Genomic DNA, 24,662 nt, shown 5'->3' with positions numbered 1-24,662 from the left:
CCTCTTGGCTTATCAATTGGACACTGGATATGAAAGGTAATGGTTGAACCTTATCTTTCACAAATGACTCCAGAACGCATTGCAGAATTCGGTCAGCGCTATCGTTCGCATCCGCTGCGGATGGTGCAAATTGAAGACGTTCTTCCTGACCATATTGCCGACACCGTAAGCGGGTTACTCACATCCGGTACCGAATTCGGATCGGTTTATGGCCTGCACAAAACGCGGGGGCATGTGGTCGATCGGGACAGCTGGCTGAACGCCGAGGAAGAAAACCGGTTTTTTCACTATGAGATGATGTCCGGCAGCAAAGGGCAGAAATTCGGCAAAGAAAATTTGACATTTTTGAAGCTAAGGCAGTTTCTGTCCTCCGATGAATTTTGTGCATTTGTAAGAGATGTCACCGACCAAACTATCTCGTCTGTCACCCGGTCCCGTGTGCACAGACTTAAGCTTGGTCATTACCTTCGCCCCCATCATGATCGATCAGGGGCCAGAACGATTGCGTATATTCTTTATCTGAGCCGCGACTGGCACAAGCAATTCGGAGGTCAATTGACGCTGGTCGGATCCGATGGTTTCAAAGAACATCTTGAGCCAAATTATAACAGTCTGATCCTCTTCGACGTTACCCAGAACAAAGAGCATTACATTGAAGAACTGACTATTCAGTCCAAAGGTTTCGCACGCGACACAATGAGCGGCTGGTTCCTTAACGAAGCCAAGAAGTAAATCGGGTGACCAAGCTATTTTTTGATCTGTTACGATAGAGCTTCGGATCAACGACGGCTGCCATCGAACCAGCTTCCGACGCAATATCGCGATCTAAAAAAGAGATGATTTTCTGTATCTCATGTGCCGGACTTTTGATCAGCTGGCGATGGTCCACAATCAAACTTTCGAAATGACGAGCCGTTTGCATCCATTGCAAGATCTGGTCATTATGGTTCTTTAGCCGCACTGTCGTTTCTGCCAAACTCTCAATGTCAGTCGGTTCGCCGCGAGCGGACAGCATTTTCTGCTGCGACCGGACGACCTCATCAATGTCCCTTTGGACAAAAATGATTTTATAGTGATGTGCTTTTGGGAGCCTTGGAAGCAATGTGGAAATCACCTTAATCGCTTTCCCTGTTCCCACCACCAGTTCGAGAATGCGATGGTCTTGCCCAATTCTCTTTATCTCTTCCCACTCGAAATAACCCCGAGGGTTGTCATTATCCGCTGACCTTATGTCGTCTGTGAAAGCTTCAATGCCGCCTGCTTCCAGAATCTGCATCATCAAGGACGTCCCGCTGCGTGGCAAACCGGAAACAACAATCTGTTCCTTTTTCCTATCCATTGGAATTGGGTACGATATCAAAGGCTATGGAAATACGGGGATAATTGGAGCCAGTCGGATAGGTGCGATGACCAAAATAGGAGGGAAAAAGGAGCAGCATGTCAGCTTCGGGTCTTATCCGTTTCTTCGGCCAGGTATCGAGCGTATTGTCTGTGTCCAGCATGAGGGGGCCAAATTCAATCTGCCCGGCCAAATCAGGTTTGTCGGATAGTTCTGGAACATCCAGATAATAAACACCGCTCAACCATCCAGCCGGATGGCAGTGCCAATCTTCATGACCATCGTCGACACAAATATTGCCCCAAGATTCTATTGTAGCATTTTCGGGGATATTGGAAACAGCCGGGGGAGCCACATTGTCGGCAAGGAGTTGTCCAAAATTCCCAACTTCTATCTTAATGCGTTCAAATATTTCGGTTACCGGATCGATCCCAATATCGGATATTCTATCGATGCGCTGGCCTGATCCCTTACCCGCATAGATAGTTGGAAAATTGGAACGGGCTTTATGATTCAACAGGGTTTCGCAAAGTTTGTCGTGAGTGGCAGACCCGGTGAAATTTTGAATGCAGACTGGATATTGATCCACCTCGACAAGCTCGCGTATCAACCCGTTATGTTCATCTCCACGAGCCGTGTAGGCTAGCGCTGAAGGCAATACTGCATTCCATTGGCCATTTTGCAAGCAAGCGGACGTCCATTGTTCGAGCTTCTCCCATTGACCCGATGCGATTAGATTTCTGCACAGCATTTGAGCTGCTGCAAAATTTGTACTGTCTCGGTCTAGCAATGAATAGCAGATCGATATCGCATCATCACATTGATCTCTTCCACCCAATAGTTTGGCAAGATCGAGGCCCGCTTCCGTTACACCCCGTTTCCATGCCCGCAATAGATATTCCTGAGCCAATTCATTGCGACCTAGAGCGCGTAACGTTTTTCCAAAGACAGCCAGCCAATCAGGATCATTTTGAGTTTCAGGCAAGGAGGCTTCGAGCAGATCAAAGGCAGCCTCTGTCTCTCCCAGATAAAGATGCTGTTCAGCTAGTTTCAATCGAATGTCTAGCCGATCGGGCATCCGCCGCAAAAACTTTTCAAGGGCAGCTTTCCGAATATGCACATCCGGCTTAGGTTTGATTGCTTGCCATTGAATCATGAGATAGAAAGCTTATCGGGTTTGATCAATATGGTCGAGGCTAAATCGCTGTAATCCATTTTGAAAGCAACAGATGAGTAGCGAAGCCATGATTGAAAACCCGCTCACGAAATCTTTGGCCGATATCTTGCGGGAAAAACTGATTTTGGGAGCGACCGGTTCCTTGCCGCCAATCAGTCAGGAAGTGGCAATTCATGCTGGGAAAAGACACCGTATTGCGCCGATCCTTTACAGTCTTTTGAAGTCTGGACAAATCGAAGCGACTTCCGCTAGCGAGAAATTCTTGCACGATAGTTACCGACATGCAGGTTTGCAGGCCGCCCAGCAGCAGCGAGTCCGAAGCAGGATTCACAATATTCTGATCAATGCGCAACTTCATTATGTTGAACTGAAAGGGAGAGGGCTGGCTGAACAATTATACGCCAATCCGGTCGCCCGGTTTTCCAAAGACATAGATATTTTGATCCGCAAGAAAGATAGCACTAGTGCCTTGCAAGCTCTTTCGGATGCTGGCTTTATCGCCAAAGCGAAAAGGTCAAGAAAGACGAATAAGCTGGCGCGGTATGAAATGTGGGCTGCGAAAGACACCTCTCTCTATGACCCAGATTTTGACCAGCAAATAGAGCTTCACAGTAGACTCCTTCAGTCGGAACCTGCCAATTTCAGCACTGTATTTATGGATAGTGTTCTAGATTCGGGGACCCCGCAAACTACCAACCCATTTTATGTTTTCTATTTGATTATGCATGGAGCTCATTGCCATTGGGCATCGCTCAAATGGATTCTGGATTTGGTCCTGATCGCCCGCACATCAGGTGTTTCTGCCAATGATATGGCTGACTTGGCACGCACTTACCATAGCCTCAGTGCGGTATCGGCCAGCGTTGAATTTATTGATGCCGTTTTCCCAAACAGTTTGCCACAGGATTGGATAACCTTAGCTCGTCAGATTGAAACCTCAAAATCTCAAGAGCTGCTTGCGGCGTTTTCCGAAATGTTGTCCGGTTCCCCGCGCGAAGTAAAACAAGCGGGATATCCATTTGCGGACTGGTATATGTACGATGGCGGGATTAATTATTGGCAGGCCGGCCCCCGGCGTTTGATCAAGCCATTTTTCCGATTTTTATAATGTTGAATCCGCAATCACGGTCATTGTCTGCAGCCATAATCGCTAATGCCCTTCGAATCTTTTTTCTGCCGCTGTTTCAATCGACAGAAGGGCGCAAGCTGCGATCCAGAAATTGAACGATCCGATCAATGACCGACACTTTGTCGAACTGCGATGATAAACTCGGAGCCTCTTTTGGATAGAAATGACCAAAGCCCGGAACCCATGCTTGAGAAGTGGGAACATTCCTAGAAGCAAACAACTTTGTGATACTGGCACTACCTTGTCTGATGCCAGCCAGATCCCATTGGCCGGCAACAATCAGAAGCGGGGGGAGCTTCCCTGAAACGGTTTTGTTGAGATCGTAACCCCAACTCGTTCCAGACAGGGAAACCACCGCCTGAACATTGCATCCTTTGCCATAGGCCAGATTTATCGCCGTCATGGCACCCGCCGAAAATCCGCCGACAGCGATGTGATCAGGGTCAATCCCATAACGATCGGCATTGTTGCGGATATATTCCAGCGCGGTTTCCAAATCTTCCACTGCTGCAAAAGTGGCATTCCACAATTGTTCACGAGATTGATCGTCCAGCGGTGGCAAGCCCATCCGCTGGCGAACAGTTTCCACCCGACCCGTCACAATTGGGCTGCTCAAGAGCTTCTTTGACATGAGATTGGTCTGATCCAGTCCATTGGGAAAGGCGGGGTCTTCCGGAGTCAGGCGGTAGTCTACCGAGAAACAGGCAATCCCGCGCTTAGCAAGAGCCTGACAATAATCCGCCATCGATGAATCACTCGCGCCGTCTTCGGAGAATTGATAATCTCCCTTTCCGCCGCGATGAAATGCACCGCCGAACGCGAGGATAATCGCTGGATGGGACTTTTCATTCGCGGCTGTTTGATTTGGCAGATAAGCGTCGAAGAACAGCGGTCTCAAGCGACTTGCGCCCGAAGCATCTACCCTGCCATGCCCATAGACAACATCTTTTTGAACGTTGGCCGCTAGCGTTTGGGCATTGGAAATGTTTGACCAACCGATCAATGAGATCGCGAGTGCCCATAGCGCCTTAGAGATGGTTTGTGAGACGGGCATATTGATCTGTTCCTTCATCAAACGCTGCAAGCTAACGAACGGCCTTACACCTGTCTAACCTGTTTTCCGAATGTCCGCTTTTGCATCCAAAGCGGATATTAGCGTTGCGTTTGCAATATCTTGCGATCGGACATCATAAATTTCAGCAAGTTTCTATAGACAGTCTTCGGTTCAGCAGACCCGCTCGAGCCCCGTTGTTCGAATAATTCATGAAAAGCGCGAAGGGTTTTTGGTCTTCGTGCGTTTTGACGATAGAAGCGCTCGATATGTGAAGGCATGATGATGATTTTGAGAAGCAGTTTATGAAAATTTTCCGAGGGATATCGTCACTGTCTGGGATCGGGATGGCTTTGGCCCTATCTGCTTGCGGAGGAGGTGGGGATTCCTCGTCCGCTCCCGCTCCTGTGTCGCTACCACCTTCTATGCCAGCGCCGACACCGGCACCGCCAACCACGCCGCCAACGCCTGCGCCTGCACCCAACGACTTCCAACCCGTTATCGATGCGATAGAATCGTCCAATGATCCGGACTTTGCTGTCATCATTGGCGATGCAAACGGCATCTTGTTCGAACATGAGAAAGGCAATTATCGTCTTGAAGACAATGTCCTGATAGCCTCGGCGTCAAAATGGTATACCGGCGCCACGATCATGCGACTGGTCGACAAAGGTCTTATGGATCTGTCGGACAATCCGCAGGATTATCTGTCCTTCTGGACGAGCGACCCATCCGATCAAAGATCGCAAATCACGCTCGAGCAACTATTGTCTTTCACATCGGGTTTCAATGCAGAGCCAAACACCGTCAGTTGCGTTGGCGATGGTGCGATCACGATCCTGCAATGTGTCCAGCAGATTTATGACTCTGGCCTGGGCTCGGACCCCGGCACTGGTTTCTACTATGGCCCGCATCATATGCATGTGGCGGCTGCAATGGCGGAACAAGCGACCGGATTGTCCTATAATGACATTTTCCGCCGTGAAGTAGCCAATCCACTGGGCTTTAGCCAAGTTACAAGATTTGCGACGCCCAGCGCCAGCAATCCGAGGGCGGCCGGTGGCGCTTTTTCCAATGCCTCTGATTATGCACTTTTCCTAAGAGCATTGCTCGATGGCAGCCTGATGGCAGAGCCCGATGTTTTCTTTAAAGACTATACTAGCGCTGTCGAATTCCTCTCTCGGCCCGCCGGCGCCGGGGGCGACTGGCATTATGCATTTGGTGCCTGGTTGGAATGTGACGAGGCCAATTTCGTCCCATCATGTGCCGATGCCCAAATCTATTCCAGCCCGGGTTCCTTTGGCTGGACACCTTGGATTGACCGGCGTAACGGCTATTTCGCTCTTATTGCGCGCGACGGTGCCCGTGCTTCTGCTCCGGTCGCCATAGCAATAGAACAAGAGCTTCAGCCATTGATTTTGCAGGCTCTCGGCAAATAGAAGACGCAATCCAGAAAACGGCTTGCCGAGAATGGCGTCCCCCACGAAATGTCTGCCATTGTTGCGCAACAAATCTATGTCCTACAGCCGGTGACCTATGATAGGGTTCCACCATGGCTGCCGGATTTTCTTCCTCTTCATTCTTATGTCTTGCCAATGGGTTGCATGACGTTTTTTGCATTCGAGGGAGAGCAGGGCATTCTTTCTTTAACCCTGTAAACTTTGTAAAGTTCGTCAGCTTAACCGCTCGCAATATGAACGAAGCTATGGCACAATTTGTCATCGGGCTTATGATTGTATCTGGCCTGCGACTCTGCCGGAGAAATTTTTGATGTTGCCGTCTCTGCTCATTATTGACGATTTTATTGCGGATCCGATAGCGGCGCGCAACGCGGCGTTGGCGCTCAACTATGATCCGGATAACAAGAATGGCAATTATCCCGGCCATATTTCAACCAAGCCGCTCGACATTCAGGGACTGAATGCGCGTATCGAGAACATTATCAATGTCCCTGTAAAGGCAGCAGAAAACACTAGCCACTTGCATTGCCGGGTCACTCTGAAAGGGGACAAAGGGCGCAGCGGTGTGCATATTGATCCGGCATTCTATTCCGGCATTCTCTATCTTTCACTGCCGGAAGATTGCAAAGGCGGAACCGAGTTTTTTCGCCACAAACGCACGGGACTGGAGCGCGTGCCGACTGATCCGCTAGCGATCCGTAAGGCGGGCTATGACGATATCAATGCGCTGATCGAAGATGTCGTGAACAAGGACACCAACCACCCGGCACAATGGGCGAAGGTGATGACCGTGCCGATGCGCTTCAACCGGTTGATCCTGTTTAGCCCCTGGATGTTCCACAATAGCGGGATGGCATTCGGCAAGACGCCGCAGGATGGTCGTCTGGTGAATCTGATGTTCTTTGCCAAAGATATATGATCGGTTAGAAGGTTTTTTTGCCTCAAGGAGGATTTTCCCATGCGCAGCTACTTCAAAGCAACTTTCGGTCTTGCCCTGCTGGCGACCACATCATTAGGTCTGTCGGCCTGTTCGCAGAGCATTGCACAAGAGGCCGACCGTTTTGCCGCTGTTGAGATTAAGGCGCAGCCATTGGGTGACGGCATTGCCGTATTGTTCGGGGCAGGGGGCAATATCGGCGTTTCTTACGGGCCCGATGGAACGGTGTTGATCGACGACCAGTTCGCGCCGCTGACACCCAAAATTCAGGTAGCTATTGCCGATCTTGGCGCTGAACCTGTGGCTTATTTGATCAACACCCATTGGCATGGCGATCACAGCGGCGGCAATGAAAATTTTGGCAAGGCTGGCGCGCTGATCATGGCGCATGATCACGTCCGCGAACGCATGCTCGGCATCCAGAAATCGGGGCGCGGCAATGATCCGGCATCACCGGCAGAGGCGTTGCCCACGATCACCTATCATGATGGGTTGAAACTGCATCTTAACGGTGACGAAGTGCATATCAAACATATGAAACACGCCCACACCGATGGTGACAGCATTGTGTTCTGGAAGAAGGCGAACGTGCTGCATATGGGGGATCTCTATTTCAACAAGATGAGTCTGCCTTTCATTGATCTGAAAAGCGGTGGCAATGTGCGCGGTGTTCTGGCGGCAGCGGAACAGGCTTTGACGATGGTGGATGACGAGACGCAGATCATTCCCGGCCATGGGCCGATGGCGACCAAGGCGGATTTGGCGGCCTATCGCGATATGTTGGTGACGGTGATTGCTGCCGTGGAAAAAGCACAAGGCGAGGGCAAATCATTGACGGATGTGCAGGCTATGAAACCGGTACAGCAATGGGATATCAATCCAAAGGCTTTCATAAAGGGTGATGCCTTTGTGGAGGCGGTTTATCGAAGCCTGCAAAAGCCTGTACACGCCCATGACGAGCGCCAATGATCAGAGGGTTGCATTCTCGATTTCGTAGCGCAGAGAAGCGATCAATGGTGCGATTTTGGTCAACCGGCCTTCTTCCTCATTGACGATTTTGTGGAAGATGGTCTTCTTGAATCCCAGCACCGCGTCGGCACCCGGCCGCTTGGCATCGGGCACGGTCGACAGGATGATGTCGATCATCCGGTCAGCGCCATGCAAGCGGCCCCAGAGATAGTCATTCTCCCGGTAAGTGCGGCTAAAAAAAGCACCGAAGTTATTGAATTCAATGCCTTTTAATGTCGCTGCGACTCCACCTTTGCGGATCGTCTTGGCATCTTCAGGAGAGATGCGATCGACTTTGATCGGATCAAATTCGTCCAGGCCTTCTCCCTGGAGCAAGGGCAGGGTGGCAACGTCATAGAAGGGGAAGCCAAGGAACGCGAGCAGCATAGAACGCTTCTCGACCTTCGGAATCACCGCCATGGCTTCTGCCAGCTTGGCATCGACGATGGCATCGGCTGCGGACAAGTCGCGGGCCTTGGCGAGCGCATCCAGCATCGCCCCGGGATGTTCCTCGGCGCCTTCGGCAAGGGAAACAAAATCATCGCCGAGATAGTCGATCGTCTCGCGTTCGATATAGAGTGAAAGGCAGTCATAGATAACGTCGTGCATCACCTCCATGACTTCATAGTCGGCGGGATCAGCGCTATCGAGATCCTCGGCCAGTTGCCTGGCAAGGAACCGGAGCCGGCGGACGCGGTAACCGAGATCATGCTGCCGGAAAAAATCTGCCGCCAGCTTGGTCGGCCCGCCGCCTTTCTGACCGATATTATCGAGGCCGAGGCGCCGTATCTCGGCCCATAATGCGCTGCGCAAACCCGGGTGGTTGTGCGAGTTCGGATCGGACTTGGAGCGTCGCACAGTATGGGCGATGTCTTCGATCACGGTGGCCAGTTTGAGGTGACCGTAAGCGCTATAAGAAAATCCTGCGAGCTTTGCGGCTTTGTCGCGTGACTTGCGCCGCCAGGCCGCCAGGCGAGGGGCAGTCGGCCGGTCGAGGAAAAAGGTTCGACCGAAGAGACTCTCCACATGCTGCTCGACCTCGCCCCGTAGGTTCTCGGTGATCAAGCGCATCTGGATGATGCGGTTGGATCGTCCGGCGATTGCATTGAGATTGTCTCGGATTGGCTGTTCGCGGGGAATGTTCGAAATGGCTCCGAAAATTGTAGAGAAGAAGCCGGGCAGTGCTTCTCCCTCTTCCTCCTGAGCCGCTTGCAGGCGTTGAGTGGCTCTGTCGCTTTTGGCGAGGTCAAGATCCGGGCGCGGGTCAATATAGACAAAACGCCGGTCGACCTGGCGTTTGGCTGGTCGATTTTTCAAAGCCTCGATCGCTTGCGCAAAGGGTGCATTGGCAAGAACGGATCCATCGATGAGCACGGTATCTTCATCCGTGCCGGCGCGATATTGATTGGGCAATATACGTTTGAGGAACGCTGACCGTCCTCCCCAGACATAGTGATGGTCGGACAAAAGCTCATCCAGCTCTCGCACCGTGAATGGCGGAAAAGCACCCGGGAAGCTGGCAGTGGCGCGACCGGCGAATGTCAGCTCCGCGGGATCGGCAATCGCGCCGTCATTCTTGCCCCGGGTCGAAAACCCGATGGTGATGCGATGCTCCATCTCGAGCGCTTCAGGCGGGCTGTGCAGTTGCAGCTTCTCTGGATGTCCTACAAAATCGGTCACGGTAACGAACAGGTCGAGCGGTTGGCCGGGTGGCAAAAGTCGCGGTCCGCGCTCGGTTGCCTCGACCGCTGCGAGCGCATCCCAGATCAGGCCGCTGAAGACCTTGCCTCCGAACGGCGGAGCAAACCAGCGTGCCCGGACAAAACGGGAGAGTTTCATTTTGACTTCTTCGCGGGCTTCCTTGGATACGGTCTGCTCAACCGCACCGCCTTTGCGGCCCAGCGCCATCCATGCGATTGGCTCTGCCCAGAATTTGGAGAAACGGGAGAGCGGGCGGGCATCGGGGTCGAGCAGCTTGTCAACATCAGCGGTGTCCAGCCACAGGTCGGTCAAAGGGTCGAGCGATTTGCCCGAGAGGATTGCTTGCGACAAAAATATACCGTTGATACCGCCGGCGCTGGCTCCCGATATAATATCGGGCAACACTCTAAGCTTCGTGCCGGTCTCTTGCTCCAGCCATGCCAAAATATCAAAATATATTCCGCGACTGCATTGGTCTACACGCGCGCCATCATGAAAATCCCGGCTGGCTTGCGCCAGTTTCCAGATTTCCTTGGTTATGCCGTGCATATAGATGGCGAGGCTAACGCCGCCATAGCAGATCAAGGCCAGTCGGAGCTCTTTCTGTCGCATGGGTTTTTAACTACAGGATGGGGGGAAGGGTGCAAGCAGCAATCCACGCAAACTACTGTCCGGTCTTCAAATTTTCCTAGCGTTCCTTGTTTGTTCTGCTAGATGGAAGGCATGGCCAAAAGTAAGAAAAAGTTCGTCTGTCAAAATTGCGGTTCGATTGCCCCGCGTTGGGAAGGCCAGTGCGGAGATTGCGGAGAGTGGAACACGCTGGTTGAAGAAGCGGGGGACACTGTCTTTGCTGCCAAGCATAATTTGCAAAGCGGCGGTCGGGAAGTGCGTCTGGTTGGATTGGATAGTGAGATAGCGCTGCCGGAGCGCCGGACGACCGGCATCGCCGAATTTGATCGCGCAGTGGGCGGTGGCTTGGTTGCTGGATCGGCTACGCTCATGGGCGGCGATCCCGGCATCGGGAAATCTACGCTCTTGTTGCAAGTGTCGGCGCGCTTGGCCGAGGCTGGACTTTCAGTGGCCTATATCTCAGGCGAGGAAGCGGCCGATCAGGTCCGGTTGCGCGCCAGGCGGCTGGGATTGGGCAAGGCCCCGGTCAAGCTGGCTTCGGCAACTTCGGTTCGCGATATCCTTACCACCTTGGGCCGCGATGCACCAGATTTCGTGGTAATCGATTCCATCCAGACCATGCACAGCGATTTGATCGAAGGGGCTCCGGGAACGGTAAGCCAGGTCCGTGCATCGGCACAGGAGATCATTAAATTTGCCAAAGAACATGGCACGATGGTGATGCTCGTCGGTCATGTCACCAAAGACGGCAATATTGCTGGTCCGCGCGTCTTGGAGCATATGGTCGATACGGTGATGAGCTTCGAGGGCGAGCGGAGCCATCAATATAGAATTTTGCGGTCCATCAAGAACCGCTTTGGCGGAACGGATGAAATTGGCGTTTTTGCGATGGAAGAGGCGGGGCTCACAGAAGTATCCAATCCATCGGCGCTGTTCCTGACAGACCGCCAAGAGGAAGTAACCGGCGCCACTGTGTTCCCCGCTTTGGAAGGCACGCGTCCGGTGCTGGTGGAGATCCAGGCACTGACCGTCAGATTGGCGAGCGGGGCGACCCCACGGCGATCTGTGGTCGGTTGGGATAGTTCGCGGTTGGCGATGATATTGGCGGTGCTGGAAGCACGCTGCGGCCTCAGTTTCTCAGGGGCTGAGGTTTATCTGAATGTTGCGGGCGGTTACCGGCTTACAGACCCGGCGGCCGATCTGGCTGTCGCCGCGGCGTTAATCTCAGCGCATGCCGAACGACCGATGCCCAGTGACGCTGTGATATTTGGCGAAATTGCGCTGTCCGGAGAGATTCGACCGGTGTCCCGAACGCCGCTCCGCCTGAAAGAAGCGTCTAAACTTGGCTTCGACCGCGCACTCTTGCCTTCATCTGGTGAGAAAAGCGGCGGCACAATGAAGAAACTACAATTTGCAAAACTCGCCAATCTCGTTGACCATATGCTTAGCCGTGACTAGCTAGAACTCATGACGGGTTTTGATATTTTTGTACTGGTTTTGATGGGCGGAGCTGCAGTCCTTGGCTTCCTGAGAGGGTTTGTCCAGGAAGCGCTGTCGTTGGCGGCTTGGATATTGGTCGTTGTTGGCGTGCGAACACTGCATCTGCCAGTAACAGACCGTCTGATCGGCCCAGTGGGAAGTGAGAGCGGTGCTTCGGTTCTCGCATTCGCGTCGATCGCTATTGTGACCTATGCGTTGGGCCGATGGATCGCGAAATCTATCGGCGCTCGATCTCGGAAATCCATATTGGGTCCCATTGATCGGGTGCTGGGCTTTGGCTTTGGAATGATCAAAGGACTCATCGGGGCTACATTGCTCTATCTGCTGGCAGTGTTGATTTATGACACAATCTACGGCCCAGAGACCGAAAGGCCGGCTTGGCTTTCGGAATCACGAACCTTTCCGCTTCTCAACGCGAGTGGCAATGCCATGGTCGATTTCGTGCAAGAACGCAGGAAATCGACAGTCGATGGCGCGGAGGTCGCCGAATGAGCGCAGCTCTATACACGCGGGACATCTTGCGTCTTGCAGTTTCAATCCCGCATCAGCAGCGACTAGAAAAGCCAGATGGCAGCGCCGAGCTTCGTTCTCGGACTTGCGGCAGCGTTGTCGCGGCAGATGTAATCGTGTCGGACAATGGCGAGATTGCAGAATTGGGAATGATCATCAGCGCTTGCGCTTTGGGTCAAGCTTCGGCTGCCATATTGGGGGCAGAGGCAATCGGCCGGACCCAATCTGATATTGTCAAAGCACAGTCCGGGTTGCATGCCTTTTTCGATAAGAGGGCAGACTCCCCCGGCGACTGGCAGAATATGGATAAATTGGAAGCGGCCAGAGAACATAAGGGGCGCCACGCAGCTATTCTGCTCCCTTATGATGCCTTGGTCGCGGCCTTGGCGGATGCCGCCGAACGAAAGGCCGCTTAAGTTTTGGAAACAGAAACGCATATGGGCGACTTGCTGCTAGGCGGTTTCATTATGCTTGGCGCCGCTTTGGTCATGGTGTTGGTGTTTCGCCGATTTGGTATTGGTGCGGTCCTCGGCTATTTGATTGCCGGAATTTTGATTGGCCCGCATGGCTTTCAATTGATCAGCAATGCCGAGGCAATTCTCGAATTCTCTGAAATCGGGATCATTCTTCTGCTGTTTATCGTTGGTCTAGAGCTTGCTCCAGCGAGACTCATGCGCTTGCGGCAAGCGATATTCGGACTCGGTATGAGTCAGGTCGTGTTGTGCGGTATCTCTCTGTTTCTGCTCATCATGGCCACCACCAATTTCACGCTGGCGGCTTCGATTGCTATCGGCTTGCCTCTTGCGCTTTCTTCAACCGCTCAGGTGCTGCCGATGTTGCAATCTTCCGGCAGATTGAACACGCCGTCAGGAGAAAAAGCGTTTTCAATCCTGCTCTTTCAAGACCTGTCCATTATACCCTTGCTGACGATAATCGCCGCGCTGTCGCGGGCACCTCAGGAAGGTGACGGACAATCAGGATGGTTGACCGCGATATATGGAATAATCGCCATCGGCGGTCTTATTGCGGCCGGTAAATATCTTCTGCAGCCTTTGCTGAAGGTGATCGGCAGGATCGCCGAACGCGAGCTGTTCATCGTCGCCGGACTCGTGGCCGTGTGCGGCAGCGCTGCTCTGATGGACTTTATCGGACTTTCTCCTGCTTTGGGTGCTTTCATCGCAGGGGTGATGCTTGCCAACTCGCCATATCGGCATGAACTGGAAGCGGATATTGATCCGTTTCGGTCGTTGCTCCTCGGCTTCTTTTTCCTCGCCGTGGGTATGATGTTGGACCTCGACGTCGTCGTCGAAAATACCGGTTTCATCGTTGGGGCGGCCTTTGCACTGGTGGCGGTCAAAATCGCGATTATTTTTGGATTGGGCAAACTATTCGGCATGGATACCAACCCTGCGCTGGCCATGGGTATGCTGCTTAGCCAAGGCGGAGAATTTGGATTCGTGCTCTTTGCCGAAGCCGAAAAAGCCATTTTGATAGAGCCCGAAGCGAGCAGCCTGTTTGGAGCAGTCATTACCGTGTCTATGGCCACGACGCCTTTTTTGATGTTGCTCGCAAGGCGTTTTGGTGAAGGGGGAAGCAGAACGAGCGCAAATCTGGATGATCCTGCAAACGCCGATAGAGCGTCGGTTATTGTTGTTGGACAGGGGCGCTTTGGACAGACTGTCTCTCAATTGCTGTTGGCTGCGAAAATTCCATTGACGCTGATTGATATCAAGCCTGAGCAGATAGATATTCATGAGCAATTTGGAGCAAAAGTCTTCTATGGTGATGGCACTCGGGTAGACCTTCTTCGTCGCGCAGGTGCTCAAGCAGCCGATGCCATAATCTTCTGTATGGATGACAAAGAATTTGGTCCCGAACGAGCCCGTGAAATTGTGCAATCCTTTCCCGAAACAAAATTATTCGCCCGAGTTTATGACCGCCGTCAACTGATTGCGCTCAAGGGAGTGGGTATAGTGGGAATGAAGCGGGAGCTCTTTGAATCCGCGATCCATCTCGCCAAACAGGCGATGTATGCCATTGATATCGATGACAGTCTGATCGATGAAGTCGATGAAGAATTCCGTCAGCGCGATTGCGATCGACTGGAGGCGCAGATGAATTCTGGTGGTGATATGTTTGCCGGCGGCGAACTTAGATTTGGAACCGATTTTTCTAAAAAAACCTGAGTCTCCGTCCGCAGGATGCTATGCGGACTCGTCCAGAAATGCAGCAATGTCACCCAGTGCCACATCATCGGCCAGAAAGGTTTGACCGATGCCACGGGCGAGTAAGAAGGGAAGGGTCCCGCCGCTCATCTTTTTATCATGCATCATGTGCTCAACGAGCCGCTGGCCGGAAGCTTGGATCGATGATGTGGACAAATTATAAGGCAATCCCACTGATTTCAGATGGGCTGCCACGCGCTCGGCATCTGCGGTTTTGCAATCCCCACGGCGGGCAGAATATCCAAATGCAAGGGCCATGCCGGCAGCAACCGCTTCCCCATGGACAAGCTTGTCCGAAAAGCCGGTCTCAGCCTCCAACGCATGGCCAAATGTATGGCCAAGATTGAGAAGGGCGCGGCGGCCGCTGCGCTCTTTTTCGTCTTCTGCGACGATTTGTGCCTTGGTGCTGACGCTATGGATAATCGCTTCGCTAAGAGCGTCTGGATCGCGCTGTAAAATCTTGTCGCCATTGGTCTCGCACCAGGCGAAGAAATCCGCATCATTGATCAAGCCATATTTGACGACTTCTGCGTAGCCTGCCTTCAACTCTCTATCTGGAAGGCTTGTCACAACAAGTGGATCAATCAGCACAAATTGTGGTTGGTAAAAACTGCCGACCAGATTTTTGCCGGCGGTGCTGTTGATCGCGGTTTTGCCGCCGACGCTGCTGTCAACTTGCGCCAGAAGGCTAGTGGGGATCTGCACAAAGGAACAACCGCGCTTGATGATTGCTGCCGAAAAACCTGTCAGATCGCCAATGACGCCGCCGCCCAGTGCTACAAGCGTATCTGAGCGTTCTACACCCTCGGCCAAGAGCCAATCCGTCACCTGTTCCAGTTGCGACCAGCTTTTGCTTGTTTCACCAGCGGGGAGGGTTTTTACGACAAGTTCGATGTCGCTGCCGTCAAACGCTGAGCGTATAATGGGCAGCAAATGTGATCCAACATTCTCATCGGTGAGGATGAATAGACGATGATTGTTGGCAAACTCCCGCAGATGGGTTGCTGCCAATTCTAAGGCGCCAGGCTGAACCAATATGGGATAGCTGTTTTCGCCTAATTCAACAGTGATTTGGGTCAACGTTGCAACGCCTCAATAATTTTTTCTACGGTGGTTTCATGTGGCGAATCATTGCCGGTTACATGAATATGTGCGGTGGAATAAACGGGATTTCTTTTGGCGGCCAGATCGGCCAATATTTTCGCTGGATCACCTGATTTCAGCAATGGTCTAGTGTTGCGTCGCGATACTCTCTTCACCAGTGTATCCAGATCTGCGTCTAGCCAGATTGCGGTTGCTTGCTCGAGAATCAGCGCGCGCGTGTCATCATTCATAAACGCGCCGCCGCCAGTGGCGATAACCTGATGTTTGCCTTCCATGAGACGCGCTATCACTCGCCGTTCTCCATCTCTAAAATAATCTTCGCCAAATCGACTGAATATTTCTTCGACTGTGAGCCCTGCCGCTCGTTCGATTTCTTCGTCTGCGTCTGCAAATCCAAGGCCTAGGCGCTTTGCGAGGCGGCGGCCTACCGTGGTCTTGCCCACGCCCATCAAACCAACCAGTACAATCGACTGGTCGGGTGCGAAATCCAGTTTTTCACCGGAATTTCTATCAATATTGTCGAAAGAGGCTTTTATGTTTTTGTCCATTGGGGCAAAGGCTATACAACGGTTGGCTAAGGGTGCAAATTCCAATGCTGACAAAACTAGTTTTTAACGGTTCTAAAGATTGAGTAACATTAATGCCGCGTCAGTTGGTCTATCTAATTCTATTTGTTGCACTCTTAATTGGTGCGGCAGTGCTATTGTCTTCGATGGATGTCGAGCAACCACTCCAACCGGTTGAAAAGCCGGTTATTGGCGACGATTTGCAATAAAATGAGAATACGCTTTAAACATATTTCACTAGCCGCAGTGAGCCTCGGCGCTCTTTTGGTTGCAATTCCTGTTGCTGGGCAGGACTCTCCCGAGTCACTGCTGCCACCAGGATTTGGAGATCCGGCTCCAGCTCCGGCCCCGACTCCTGCACCGAGCCCTGCGCCTTCAGCTTCTCCCACACCAGCACCAGGCCCGGTCGCCGCGCGACCTACCCCAACTCCCTCAGGCAGTTCTGAGAGCTTAATTGTGGGGGGGGAGAATATTACGACATTTGACCCCGATTTACCCTCTTTGGTGCTCGACCAGGATGGTGAGGTCGATTTAAATGCATTGGATGATGCGCTTCAGCCACAATATTATCTGCCTGCAAGCGAAAGACGCTCGATGGCAGAGATCGGTGTATTGACGCCCAAATATAATGGTTTACCCAAAGATGCCTTTGGTCAGGAGGGTGGCGAATATCTGACAAATTTGATCAGAAATTTAAATGGTCCGATCATTTCGCGTTGGGGTTCTATATTGCTGCGTCGAACGTTGCTCAGCAGGTTGACCAGTCCAGACAATGTAAATGCCGCGGACTGGACCGCTGAGCGCGCTTGGCGATTGCTGCTGATGGGCGAGGCCGATGCCGCTCGTTCGCTTGTTTTGAAAGTTGACGGCGGCAACTACACGCCGCGGCTCTACGAAGTGGCGATGCAGGCGCATTTGGCAACGGCCGACCCCGCTGGAATTTGCCCTCTCGTTGAAGGTGGCGCGCGCGCGAGCGATGCGCCGACATGGATAATGTTTCGTCCGATATGCGCATCCCTTTCGGGTGAACAAAGTCGTGCGACGAGTCTACTTCGACAAGCGCGACGCGATAAGGCCGCTACTGGCATTGACTATCTGCTAGCAGAAAAGACGATCGGCGCAGGTTTCGAAGGCCGGAGAGCCGTATCTATTCTGTGGGATGACATCGAGTTTTTCAACAACTGGCGCTTTGGCTTGGGTGTGGCAACCGGTGTTGAACCGCCAGACCGCTTATATGCAAAGGCCGGCCGTCATGTGCAAGGTTGGCGCGCCCGGGCCCCAATGCTTCCGCTTGATTCTCGTATGAAAGCTACGGATACAGCGGCCGCCATGGGCGTGGTATCGAGTGAAGCCATGGTTGATATCTATGCAGCTGCATATGATGATCCCGAGGTCAGCGACGATAAAAAAGCTCTGGCTTCGGTATTGCGCCAAGCTTATGCGAATGACACCGTTGAGGCTCGCCTCGCGGCGATGCGAGATTTATGGGGGCGTTCGAAAAATTCTCTTACGCAATATTCGGCCAAGATATTGACGGCACGCGCCGCAGCAAAAATCCCGCCGAGAGAAGTTTTGGCGGACCAAAGCGCTGACCTTATCGCATCCATGCTCGCTGCTGGCTTGGATCAGAGTGCTATAAGATGGGCGGATATTGTTGCACAAGGTAGTGACGGCTGGGCACTGTTGGCGGTAGCATCCCCTACGAATATTCCCGTGTCATATGATGCGATGGATGGCTTTGGCGACAATGACGCCAGCGAAGAACAATTGCGCAGTAAATTTTTGCTGGCAGCAGTCGCTGGATTGGGACGTGCGGACGCGAAGGCGATCGATGATTTCGCAGATGATTTGGAGATAGATTTGAACCGCTCCACACGGTGGACAAAAGCGATCCAGTCAGCGGCGAGACGCGGCCAGCAGGGGACAGTGGCTCTTCTGGCAGCGGTAGGTATGCAAGGTCGAAACTGGGATGCGATGTCGCCATTGCATCTATTCCATATCACGCAAAGCTTGAAGCGTGTTGGCCTGGAGTCGGAAGCTCGCATGATTGCCGCAGAAGCCTTGTCTCGGACATAGGCTTTGCATGAGACGGCGCGGGGCTTATTCGAATAAGATATGAGCGATGATGCCAATCTGATCGAACGTTTTCTGGAAATGCTTGTCGCAGAGGCCGGTGCATCTCAGCATACATTATCAGCCTATCGTAGCGACCTGGAACAGGCGTCCGCAATTGCCGGAGGTAAATTGTTCTGTGCGGATAGAGATATGGTCAAGAGCTTGCCATCTCATTGGCGCAAGTTGCAAAATAGCACGGTCGCTCGGAAATCGTCTAGCTTGAAACGCTTCTTCGGATTTCTCGCGGAAGAAGGGTTTAGAGAAGATGATCCCTCCGATGCTCTTCCCAAGCCTGGTCTGGTCCGTTCGCTGCCCAGAACGTTGTCGCATGCGGAAATTGCTGCATTGTTTGAATTAATAGCCAAGGGGTTGGATGAAGTCCCGGTAAAGTCCTCCACCATGAGGCTTTCCGCAATCTTGGAACTGCTCTACGGATCAGGACTCAGAGCCAGTGAGTTGGTTGATCTACGACGATCATCGATTTCAGCCGACAAGCCATATTTGATTGTAAAGGGTAAGGGAGGAAAGGAGCGTTTGGTTCCGATCTCTCAACAAGCCCGCACCGCCGTGCGACGATGGCTGGAATATGTCGATCCGAAGGAAAAATGGCTCTTTCCTTCGCGAACTGGTCACATTAGCCGTGTGCGGCTTTTTCAGATTATCAAGGAACATGCTGGCAAGGCAGGAATCAATCCGGCAAAAATCAGCCCGCATGTTTTGCGCCATGCCTTTGCGACGCACTTGCTGGAAGGGGGAGCAGATCTTAGAGCGTTGCAGACGTTGCTGGGCCATAGTGACATCAGCACGACGCAAATCTACACACATATCGACAGCGCCCGCTTAGTTGAACTGGTGAATAATCGTCATCCGTTAAGCCAAGTAAATCTCGCGCGTTGACGTTTTGCTTGTCCGGTTCTAACTCATTTTTATGACATCATATCTCGATTTTGAAAAACCAATCGCAGCTCTCGAATCCCGTATTCTTGAATTAAGAGATACAGCGGATGAAGGGTCTCTTGATATCGAAGCGGAAATCGAAAAGCTGCAGGCCAAATCAGCCAAGATGCTTAGTGATACCTATGGCAAGCTGACGCCTTGGCAAAAAACACAGGTGGCCAGGCATCCCGAGCGGCCGCATTTCAAAAATTTCACTGCTGAACTCTTTGATGAGTTTATCCCGCTAGGTGGTGATCGCAATTTTGGTGATGATCAGGCAATTCTTGGTGGATTCGCGCGTATTGGTGACCGGAGGTTTGTCGTTATCGGTCATGAAAAAGGCGATGATACAGAAAGCCGGTTGCGGCATAATTTCGGCATGGGCAAGCCAGAAGGATATCGTAAGGCAATACGCCTCATGGACATGGCCGACCGGTTCTCGCTTCCTGTTTTGACGTTGGTCGATACATCGGGCGCATTTCCTGGTGTGTCTGCCGAGGAACGCGGGCAGGCTGAGGCTATTGCGCGCTCCACCGAAAAATGCCTGTCTCTTGGAGTGCCAATGGTGGCTATAGTTGTCGGGGAAGGCGGCTCCGGCGGTGCAGTCGCATTGGCCGCTGCAGAACGCGTGCTGATGTTCGAGCATGCTGTCTATTCGGTTATCTCACCCGAAGGTTGCGCATCAATCTTGTGGCGCACCGGAGACAAAGCCGATGTCGCCGCAGATGCAATGCAAATCACTGCTCAAAATCTCAAAAAACTGGGAGTTATTGATCGAATAATCAAGGAACCCGTGGGTGGCGCGCACCGGGATCAGGCATTGGCCATAGCAACTCTGGGTAAGGCAATTGAAGAAGAGTTCGAAGCGCTCAGTAAGCTTGATCGTAAGACGTTGAGAGGGTTGCGACGCGAAAAATTCCTCCAAATGGGCGCGCTTTAGCGATCAAAATCTAGATTCTACGTTGTCTTGAGTCGTTTAAACGTCATTTTACAAGCACAGCCCTTTACCAGATGATCTGTTCTTATACACTGCGACCTTGAGGAGCTTGATATGAGACAGTTTTCGACAAAGTTGATGAGTGCTGCCGGCGCTATTTCATTGGTTGCGTGTACGGGCAGTGGAGCAGACGCCGGTGCGATTGAATCGGCAGGAAGTCAATCGAGTGAGGCCCGCTCGATATCAGCCGCTGACAAACAGAAGGGTGCAAAAGCCCATCCACAATTGTTAGAGGAATTCGGTGGCGCCTATACTGGCCCGCAGGTCGCTTATGTTGTTGGTGTTGGTCAAAATATTGCGGTGCAATCAGGTCTTGGCAATGCCCGCAGTGATTTTACCGTAACCTTGCTAAACAGTCCGGTGAACAATGCTTTCGCCATCCCGGGAGGATATGTTTATCTCACACGACAATTGATGGCGTTGATGAATGATGAAGCCGAGATGGCCGGTGTTCTGGGACATGAAGTCGGCCATGTTGCGGCTAGACATAGTGAAAAGCGGCAGAAAGCCGCGAAGCGCAATAGCATTTTGGGAATATTGGGCCAAATAGGGTCGCAGGTTCTGCTGGGAGATTCGGCTATTGGCCGGATTGGGCAAGAAGTTTTTGGGACAGGCAGCCAGTTGCTGACTCTGAAATATTCGCGCAAGCAGGAATATGAAGCCGATGACCTAGGTATTCGCTACCTGGCTTCGGCAGGCTATGATCCTCAGGCTCTGTCATCGATGCTATATTCACTCGCGGCGCAATCGGCCATTGATGTGCGAGCCGCAGGACGCGATGCCCGTACGGCACCGGAATGGGCGAGTACGCACCCCGATCCTGCGCGCAGAGTTTCGCGCGCGGCGACCAATGCCGGGAAATTGACGCAATCTGGCGGACTTCGCAATCGCGATAAGTTCCTTCGAAACCTGGATGGGATCATGTATGGTGATGATCCCAAGCAGGGTGTAATCGAAGGAAATAGCTTTTTACACCCCGATCTGAAGCTGAAGTTTTCAGTGCCCAACGGATTTTCAATGCAAAATGGCGCCCGTGCTGTGTCGATTGTGGGCTCCGGCGGGCAGGGGCAGTTTACCACTGCAGCCTATAGTGGAAATATGACGACTTATATTGATGCGGCATTCAAAGGCTTGGCGGGGGAAGGAAAGACCATTTCACGCGGCGCCATTGAACGGACGACAGTAAATGGACTGCCGGCATCTTATGCCATGGCTAGAGTCGACAGCAAGAATGGTCAGGTTGATGTGACCGTCTTTGCTTATGAATTCTCTAAGAGCAGTGCATTTCACTTCGCCACCATCGCCCCGGCTGGAAGCGCTTCTGTTTTCTCGCCAATGTATCGCAGCATAGCTCGGCTCTCTGCCGCCAAAGCAGCATCGATCAAACCTCGCAGGGTTGACGTTGTTACGGTCAAAAGTGGAGATACGATATCTAGTCTTTCAGCGCGGATGGCATACACGACTCTCAAACAAGACCGATTTTTGGTACTCAATCGGATGCGCGCCACCGATGGACTTCGGGCTGGGCAGAAGGTCAAGATTATAACCTATTGATTACACTAGGCACAAAAAAAGACGGCAGCCAGAAGGCTGCCGTCCTCTTTTTCTAACAATCCGAAGATTAGTTAGACATTGAATTTTCGACTTCGCCGAAGGTGTTGCTGAGGGTGTTGCCCAGCTGACCCATTGCAACAATAGCTGCAACAGCGATCAAAGCAGCGATCAGGCCATATTCAATAGCCGTTGCGCCTTCTTCATTCTTAAACATTTTACGTACGATTTTCATGTCTGGTCTCCTAGATTTGACAAACTTCACTTACCCAATTGAACCAAATTAAAGTCCAATATTCAGGATCCTAGATCATAAACCTTACCAAAAGTTTAAGTGCGAAAGACTTTTATGAAACTTCAGTTACCCGATTGGCAACATCAGTCCACATGTTGACGGTTTCGTTGGCAACACCGCCAATTGCAACAACAGCTGCAAGCGCGATGAGGGCCAATATCAAACCATATTCAACAGCCGTCGCACCCTTGTCAGAGAGAAATAATTTTTTCAAAAGATCAATCATGTCTCTCTCAACGTAGGTAAAGTTCTGCTAAGTCGCGAACAGACCCGTTTTCACAGAAAGGCGTTAATAAAATCCTTACATCGCAGAAAAAAATGGAAAAAAATCCGACATACTTGTTTGTCTCTGCTGCTGCGTTAGTTGATCAGAATGGCAGAATTCTGGTGCAGAAGCGGCCAGAAGGCAAGCCTATGGCAGGTCTTTGGGAGTTCCCTGGGGGAAAGGTTGAGCCAGGAGAAACACCGGGAGCTGCTTTGGTTCGCGAGCTGGAGGAAGAGCTGGGTATCGATGTCAGTGAATTGGATATTGAGCCAGTGACGTTCGCTAGTGAAGCAGTTGGGGACCGGCATCTGGTTCTATTGTTATATATATGTCGCAAATGGACCGGCCAAATGCAGAGTGCGGATTCATTGGACATGCAATGGCTGCCGATTGAAGCGTTGCATGATATCCCAATGCCTCCCGCAGACGGACCCCTGGTCGATAAGCTGTCTTATTTTCTGTAAAGATCGACTCGGTTGCCCGATCAGTTTTGATCACCGCCCGAAAGGGCTTTGGTAAGAGAAGCCTGTCCACTTCCGCGCGGCGCTGGCTTCGGTTGGTCCGGATGGGGTGCCCATGCGCAAAGATATAGTAATGTGACGCTTTCCTCGAATTTTCCCGTCGGTTTTGATCGCGCATCAAATAACGATTGAATGATATTTGAGGTTTTCCGGCTAATCGAGGGGGCTCTGCCGGTCAGAATATTGCTGCCTCCCATGTTTCTAATGTCCGAAATCAAGCGCTCGAGGCTTGAATATCTGAGGCTTAAGATATCGCTGTCAGCCACTGGTAATGTGAGTCCTGCGCGCGCCAAGAGGTCGCCAGCGGTTCGGACGTCAATTTGCGGATGAATATGAGCTGCCACCCTGTCGCCCTCAGCCTCCATGATCACAGATTTGAGGGATGTGAAGCTTTCCGCGCACACGAAGGCTGCTAGCAGCAATCCATCGGGAACCATTATCCTACGGCACAAGGCGAGCGCGCCTGGCAGATCGTTTATCGTGTCTAGAGAACCCATGTTGATGATCAGATCAAAGCTATGATCCGCAAATGGCAATCGGTCGTCATCGCATATTACACCGCCAAGTGCGCTCGCTAGTTGCTCGCTGGAGTCGGCGAAGACAACGGTCATGCCTCGCTTCTGCAACTCTCTTCCTAGAGCTTCTGCGGACAAACCAATAATGAGTACGCGTTTAAATGTGCGTTTGACCGCATCAAGTCGTTCCAAAATTTCCTCAACCATGATCTGGGAGAAGAAATCTTCGCCATTTGCGCGCGAATAAGCACGATCGCGGACGCGGCGTCTGAGATTGCGGTTAAACACTTCAGGAACATTGACTGTATCGGTCATAGGGTCTTGTGGCTTTAGGGACGCTGGGCAAAAAGATCAAATGCCGTTGCCAGCCATTTTCAGACCATTATTTGACTTCGCTTTGCCGCCGAGGTGCCCCGTTTGTGGTCTCACAGTGGAGGCTGATAACCGGTTCTGCTTGTCTTGTTGGCAGCAATTGCATTTTTTGGTCAGGCCGTGGTGCGACGCCTGTGGTTTGCCATTTGCTTTTGATCGTCCGGACGATAGCCGTTGCGTCAAATGTCTCGCAAATCCACCGGACCATGATGGGGTTCGGGCGGTAGTCCGTTACGACGATCTGAGTTCGCTTATAGCGATGCGCCTTAAATATGGCACAAGACTGGGACTTGCAAAATTGATCGCAGAGCATTTGCAAAAATTCGTTGTCCAACCGTCCAGTAACATGGTCATTGTCCCGGTACCGCTCCACGCCGCGCGGCTATGGCGGCGGGGCTTCAATCAGTCGGTTCTTATTGGCAGTGAACTCTCAAAATACACCGGCATCGAGATGAGTTATAACGCAATTTATCGCTGCAAAATAACGCCTCCGCTAAAAGGTATGACCGCTAAGCAGCGACAGAGAATCGTCGACAAGGCGTTTGCGCTGCGGGCCGGTGCGCGGTCAACGCTGTCAGGAAAGTCTATTCTGCTGGTCGATGATGTTTATACAAGCGGTTCGACGAGCAATGCTTGTGCGCGGCTACTCAAACAGGCAGGTGCTGAGCAAGTACTCGTTTTCTGCTGGGCGAGGGTTATCAACGAGCTCGAAACAGGTTAGTGATCCAAAGCGATAGGGATGGCTTGAAGTTCGCCCA

24 protein-coding genes are annotated in these 24,662 nt (G+C 52.0%); 15 read left to right on the top strand and 9 right to left on the bottom strand.

Annotated features, from left to right (window positions below):
* Positions 1-39 precede the first annotated feature (39 nt).
* Positions 40-732, top strand: a complete 693-nt coding sequence (locus ABJV08_RS07795; protein ID WP_348040688.1) for a 2OG-Fe(II) oxygenase family protein — start codon at positions 40-42, stop codon at positions 730-732.
* Here the strand turns inward: ABJV08_RS07795 and ABJV08_RS07790 are convergent.
* Positions 713-1,339 carry a sulfotransferase domain-containing protein gene (locus tag ABJV08_RS07790; RefSeq protein WP_348040686.1) on the bottom strand — a complete coding sequence of 209 codons (627 nt, stop codon included), beginning with the start codon at positions 1,337-1,339 and terminating at the stop codon, positions 713-715. The two genes, ABJV08_RS07795 and ABJV08_RS07790, sit on opposite strands and share 20 nt — an antisense overlap.
* A complete protein-coding gene (locus tag ABJV08_RS07785; RefSeq protein WP_348040684.1) occupies positions 1,332-2,417 on the bottom strand; it encodes a putative 2OG-Fe(II) oxygenase in 1,086 nt (361 codons plus the stop codon). Before ABJV08_RS07785 ends, ABJV08_RS07790 begins: the two co-directional genes overlap by 8 nt.
* A gap of 151 nt (positions 2,418-2,568) precedes the next feature.
* Between ABJV08_RS07785 and ABJV08_RS07780 the strand changes: the two genes are divergently transcribed.
* The gene (locus ABJV08_RS07780) at positions 2,569-3,624 is read left to right on the top strand and encodes a nucleotidyltransferase family protein (protein WP_348040682.1); all 1,056 of its coding nucleotides are present in this window, start codon (positions 2,569-2,571) and stop codon (positions 3,622-3,624) included.
* 76 nt (positions 3,625-3,700) lie between these two features.
* Here ABJV08_RS07780 and ABJV08_RS07775 read toward each other — a convergent pair whose 3' ends face one another.
* On the bottom strand, positions 3,701-4,699 hold the full coding sequence (locus ABJV08_RS07775) for an alpha/beta hydrolase (RefSeq protein WP_348040681.1): 999 nt from the start codon (positions 4,697-4,699) through the stop codon (positions 3,701-3,703).
* Positions 4,700-5,121: 422 nt separating this feature from the next.
* Between ABJV08_RS07775 and ABJV08_RS07770 the strand changes: the two genes are divergently transcribed.
* From ABJV08_RS07770 to ABJV08_RS07760, 3 genes are all read left to right on the top strand, one after another.
* Entirely contained in the window at positions 5,122-6,135 is a 1,014-nt protein-coding gene (locus tag ABJV08_RS07770; protein ID WP_348040679.1) for a serine hydrolase domain-containing protein, read from the top strand.
* Positions 6,136-6,466: 331 nt separating this feature from the next.
* Positions 6,467-7,075 (top strand): DUF6445 family protein, encoded by a 609-nt coding sequence (locus ABJV08_RS07765; RefSeq protein WP_348040678.1) that lies wholly within the window; start codon positions 6,467-6,469, stop codon positions 7,073-7,075.
* A gap of 39 nt (positions 7,076-7,114) precedes the next feature.
* The gene (locus ABJV08_RS07760; RefSeq protein WP_348040677.1) at positions 7,115-8,062 is read left to right on the top strand and encodes an MBL fold metallo-hydrolase; all 948 of its coding nucleotides are present in this window, start codon (positions 7,115-7,117) and stop codon (positions 8,060-8,062) included.
* Here ABJV08_RS07760 and ABJV08_RS07755 read toward each other — a convergent pair whose 3' ends face one another.
* The gene (locus ABJV08_RS07755) at positions 8,063-10,414 is read right to left on the bottom strand and encodes a patatin-like protein (protein WP_348040675.1); all 2,352 of its coding nucleotides are present in this window, start codon (positions 10,412-10,414) and stop codon (positions 8,063-8,065) included.
* A 111-nt stretch (positions 10,415-10,525) separates the two neighbouring features.
* Between ABJV08_RS07755 and radA the strand changes: the two genes are divergently transcribed.
* Genes radA through ABJV08_RS07735 form a run of 4 tightly spaced genes read left to right on the top strand, consistent with a single transcriptional unit; the run spans position 10,526 to position 14,628 of the window.
* A complete protein-coding gene (gene radA, locus ABJV08_RS07750; RefSeq protein WP_348040673.1) occupies positions 10,526-11,890 on the top strand; it encodes a DNA repair protein RadA in 1,365 nt (454 codons plus the stop codon).
* Between the two features lie 9 nt (positions 11,891-11,899).
* Complete coding sequence (locus ABJV08_RS07745) at positions 11,900-12,424, top strand: CvpA family protein (RefSeq protein ID WP_348040671.1); 525 nt, start codon at positions 11,900-11,902, stop codon at positions 12,422-12,424.
* Complete coding sequence (locus tag ABJV08_RS07740) at positions 12,421-12,858, top strand: iron-sulfur cluster assembly scaffold protein (protein ID WP_348040669.1); 438 nt, start codon at positions 12,421-12,423, stop codon at positions 12,856-12,858. Before ABJV08_RS07745 ends, ABJV08_RS07740 begins: the two co-directional genes overlap by 4 nt.
* A 21-nt stretch (positions 12,859-12,879) precedes the next feature.
* On the top strand, positions 12,880-14,628 hold the full coding sequence (locus ABJV08_RS07735) for a monovalent cation:proton antiporter-2 (CPA2) family protein (protein ID WP_348040667.1): 1,749 nt from the start codon (positions 12,880-12,882) through the stop codon (positions 14,626-14,628).
* A gap of 18 nt (positions 14,629-14,646) precedes the next feature.
* Here ABJV08_RS07735 and aroB read toward each other — a convergent pair whose 3' ends face one another.
* Positions 14,647-15,747, bottom strand: a complete 1,101-nt coding sequence (gene aroB / locus ABJV08_RS07730) for a 3-dehydroquinate synthase (protein ID WP_348040665.1) — start codon at positions 15,745-15,747, stop codon at positions 14,647-14,649.
* Entirely contained in the window at positions 15,744-16,319 is a 576-nt protein-coding gene (locus tag ABJV08_RS07725; protein ID WP_348040663.1) for a shikimate kinase, read from the bottom strand. Before ABJV08_RS07725 ends, aroB begins: the two co-directional genes overlap by 4 nt.
* Before the next feature lie 228 nt (positions 16,320-16,547).
* Here ABJV08_RS07725 and ABJV08_RS07720 point away from each other — a divergent pair, with 228 nt between their 5' ends.
* The 4 genes from ABJV08_RS07720 (at position 16,548) to ABJV08_RS07705 (ending at position 21,939) form a co-directional block, all read left to right on the top strand.
* Positions 16,548-18,413 (top strand): hypothetical protein, encoded by a 1,866-nt coding sequence (locus ABJV08_RS07720; RefSeq protein WP_348040661.1) that lies wholly within the window; start codon positions 16,548-16,550, stop codon positions 18,411-18,413.
* A gap of 39 nt (positions 18,414-18,452) precedes the next feature.
* Positions 18,453-19,349, top strand: coding sequence for a tyrosine recombinase (locus ABJV08_RS07715; RefSeq protein WP_348040659.1), 897 nt, complete (start codon positions 18,453-18,455; stop codon positions 19,347-19,349).
* Between the two features lie 31 nt (positions 19,350-19,380).
* Positions 19,381-20,328, top strand: a complete 948-nt coding sequence (locus ABJV08_RS07710) for an acetyl-CoA carboxylase carboxyltransferase subunit alpha (RefSeq protein WP_348040657.1) — start codon at positions 19,381-19,383, stop codon at positions 20,326-20,328.
* Positions 20,329-20,439: 111 nt separating this feature from the next.
* Positions 20,440-21,939, top strand: a complete 1,500-nt coding sequence (locus ABJV08_RS07705; RefSeq protein WP_348040655.1) for a M48 family metalloprotease — start codon at positions 20,440-20,442, stop codon at positions 21,937-21,939.
* A 67-nt stretch (positions 21,940-22,006) separates the two neighbouring features.
* Here ABJV08_RS07705 and ABJV08_RS07700 read toward each other — a convergent pair whose 3' ends face one another.
* Together ABJV08_RS07700 and ABJV08_RS07695 are read right to left on the bottom strand one after the other, a co-directional pair.
* Entirely contained in the window at positions 22,007-22,171 is a 165-nt protein-coding gene (locus ABJV08_RS07700; protein ID WP_348040653.1) for a Flp family type IVb pilin, read from the bottom strand.
* Positions 22,172-22,283: 112 nt separating this feature from the next.
* A complete protein-coding gene (locus tag ABJV08_RS07695; protein WP_348040651.1) occupies positions 22,284-22,457 on the bottom strand; it encodes a Flp family type IVb pilin in 174 nt (57 codons plus the stop codon).
* 92 nt (positions 22,458-22,549) lie between these two features.
* Here ABJV08_RS07695 and ABJV08_RS07690 point away from each other — a divergent pair, with 92 nt between their 5' ends.
* Positions 22,550-22,960, top strand: a complete 411-nt coding sequence (locus tag ABJV08_RS07690) for a (deoxy)nucleoside triphosphate pyrophosphohydrolase (protein ID WP_348040650.1) — start codon at positions 22,550-22,552, stop codon at positions 22,958-22,960.
* Positions 22,961-22,980: 20 nt separating this feature from the next.
* Here the strand turns inward: ABJV08_RS07690 and ABJV08_RS07685 are convergent, their stop codons facing one another.
* Positions 22,981-23,847 carry a methyltransferase domain-containing protein gene (locus ABJV08_RS07685; RefSeq protein ID WP_348040648.1) on the bottom strand — a complete coding sequence of 289 codons (867 nt, stop codon included), beginning with the start codon at positions 23,845-23,847 and terminating at the stop codon, positions 22,981-22,983.
* A 40-nt stretch (positions 23,848-23,887) separates the two neighbouring features.
* Between ABJV08_RS07685 and ABJV08_RS07680 the strand changes: the two genes are divergently transcribed.
* On the top strand, positions 23,888-24,625 hold the full coding sequence (locus tag ABJV08_RS07680; RefSeq protein WP_348040646.1) for a ComF family protein: 738 nt from the start codon (positions 23,888-23,890) through the stop codon (positions 24,623-24,625).
* Positions 24,626-24,662: the final 37 nt, after the last annotated feature.

Origin of the sequence: Parasphingorhabdus sp. (genome assembly GCF_039982395.1) — a bacterium.
Classification (GTDB): Bacteria; Pseudomonadota; Alphaproteobacteria; order Sphingomonadales; family Sphingomonadaceae; genus Parasphingorhabdus.
This window is presented reverse-complemented; position numbering and strand designations above follow the sequence as displayed.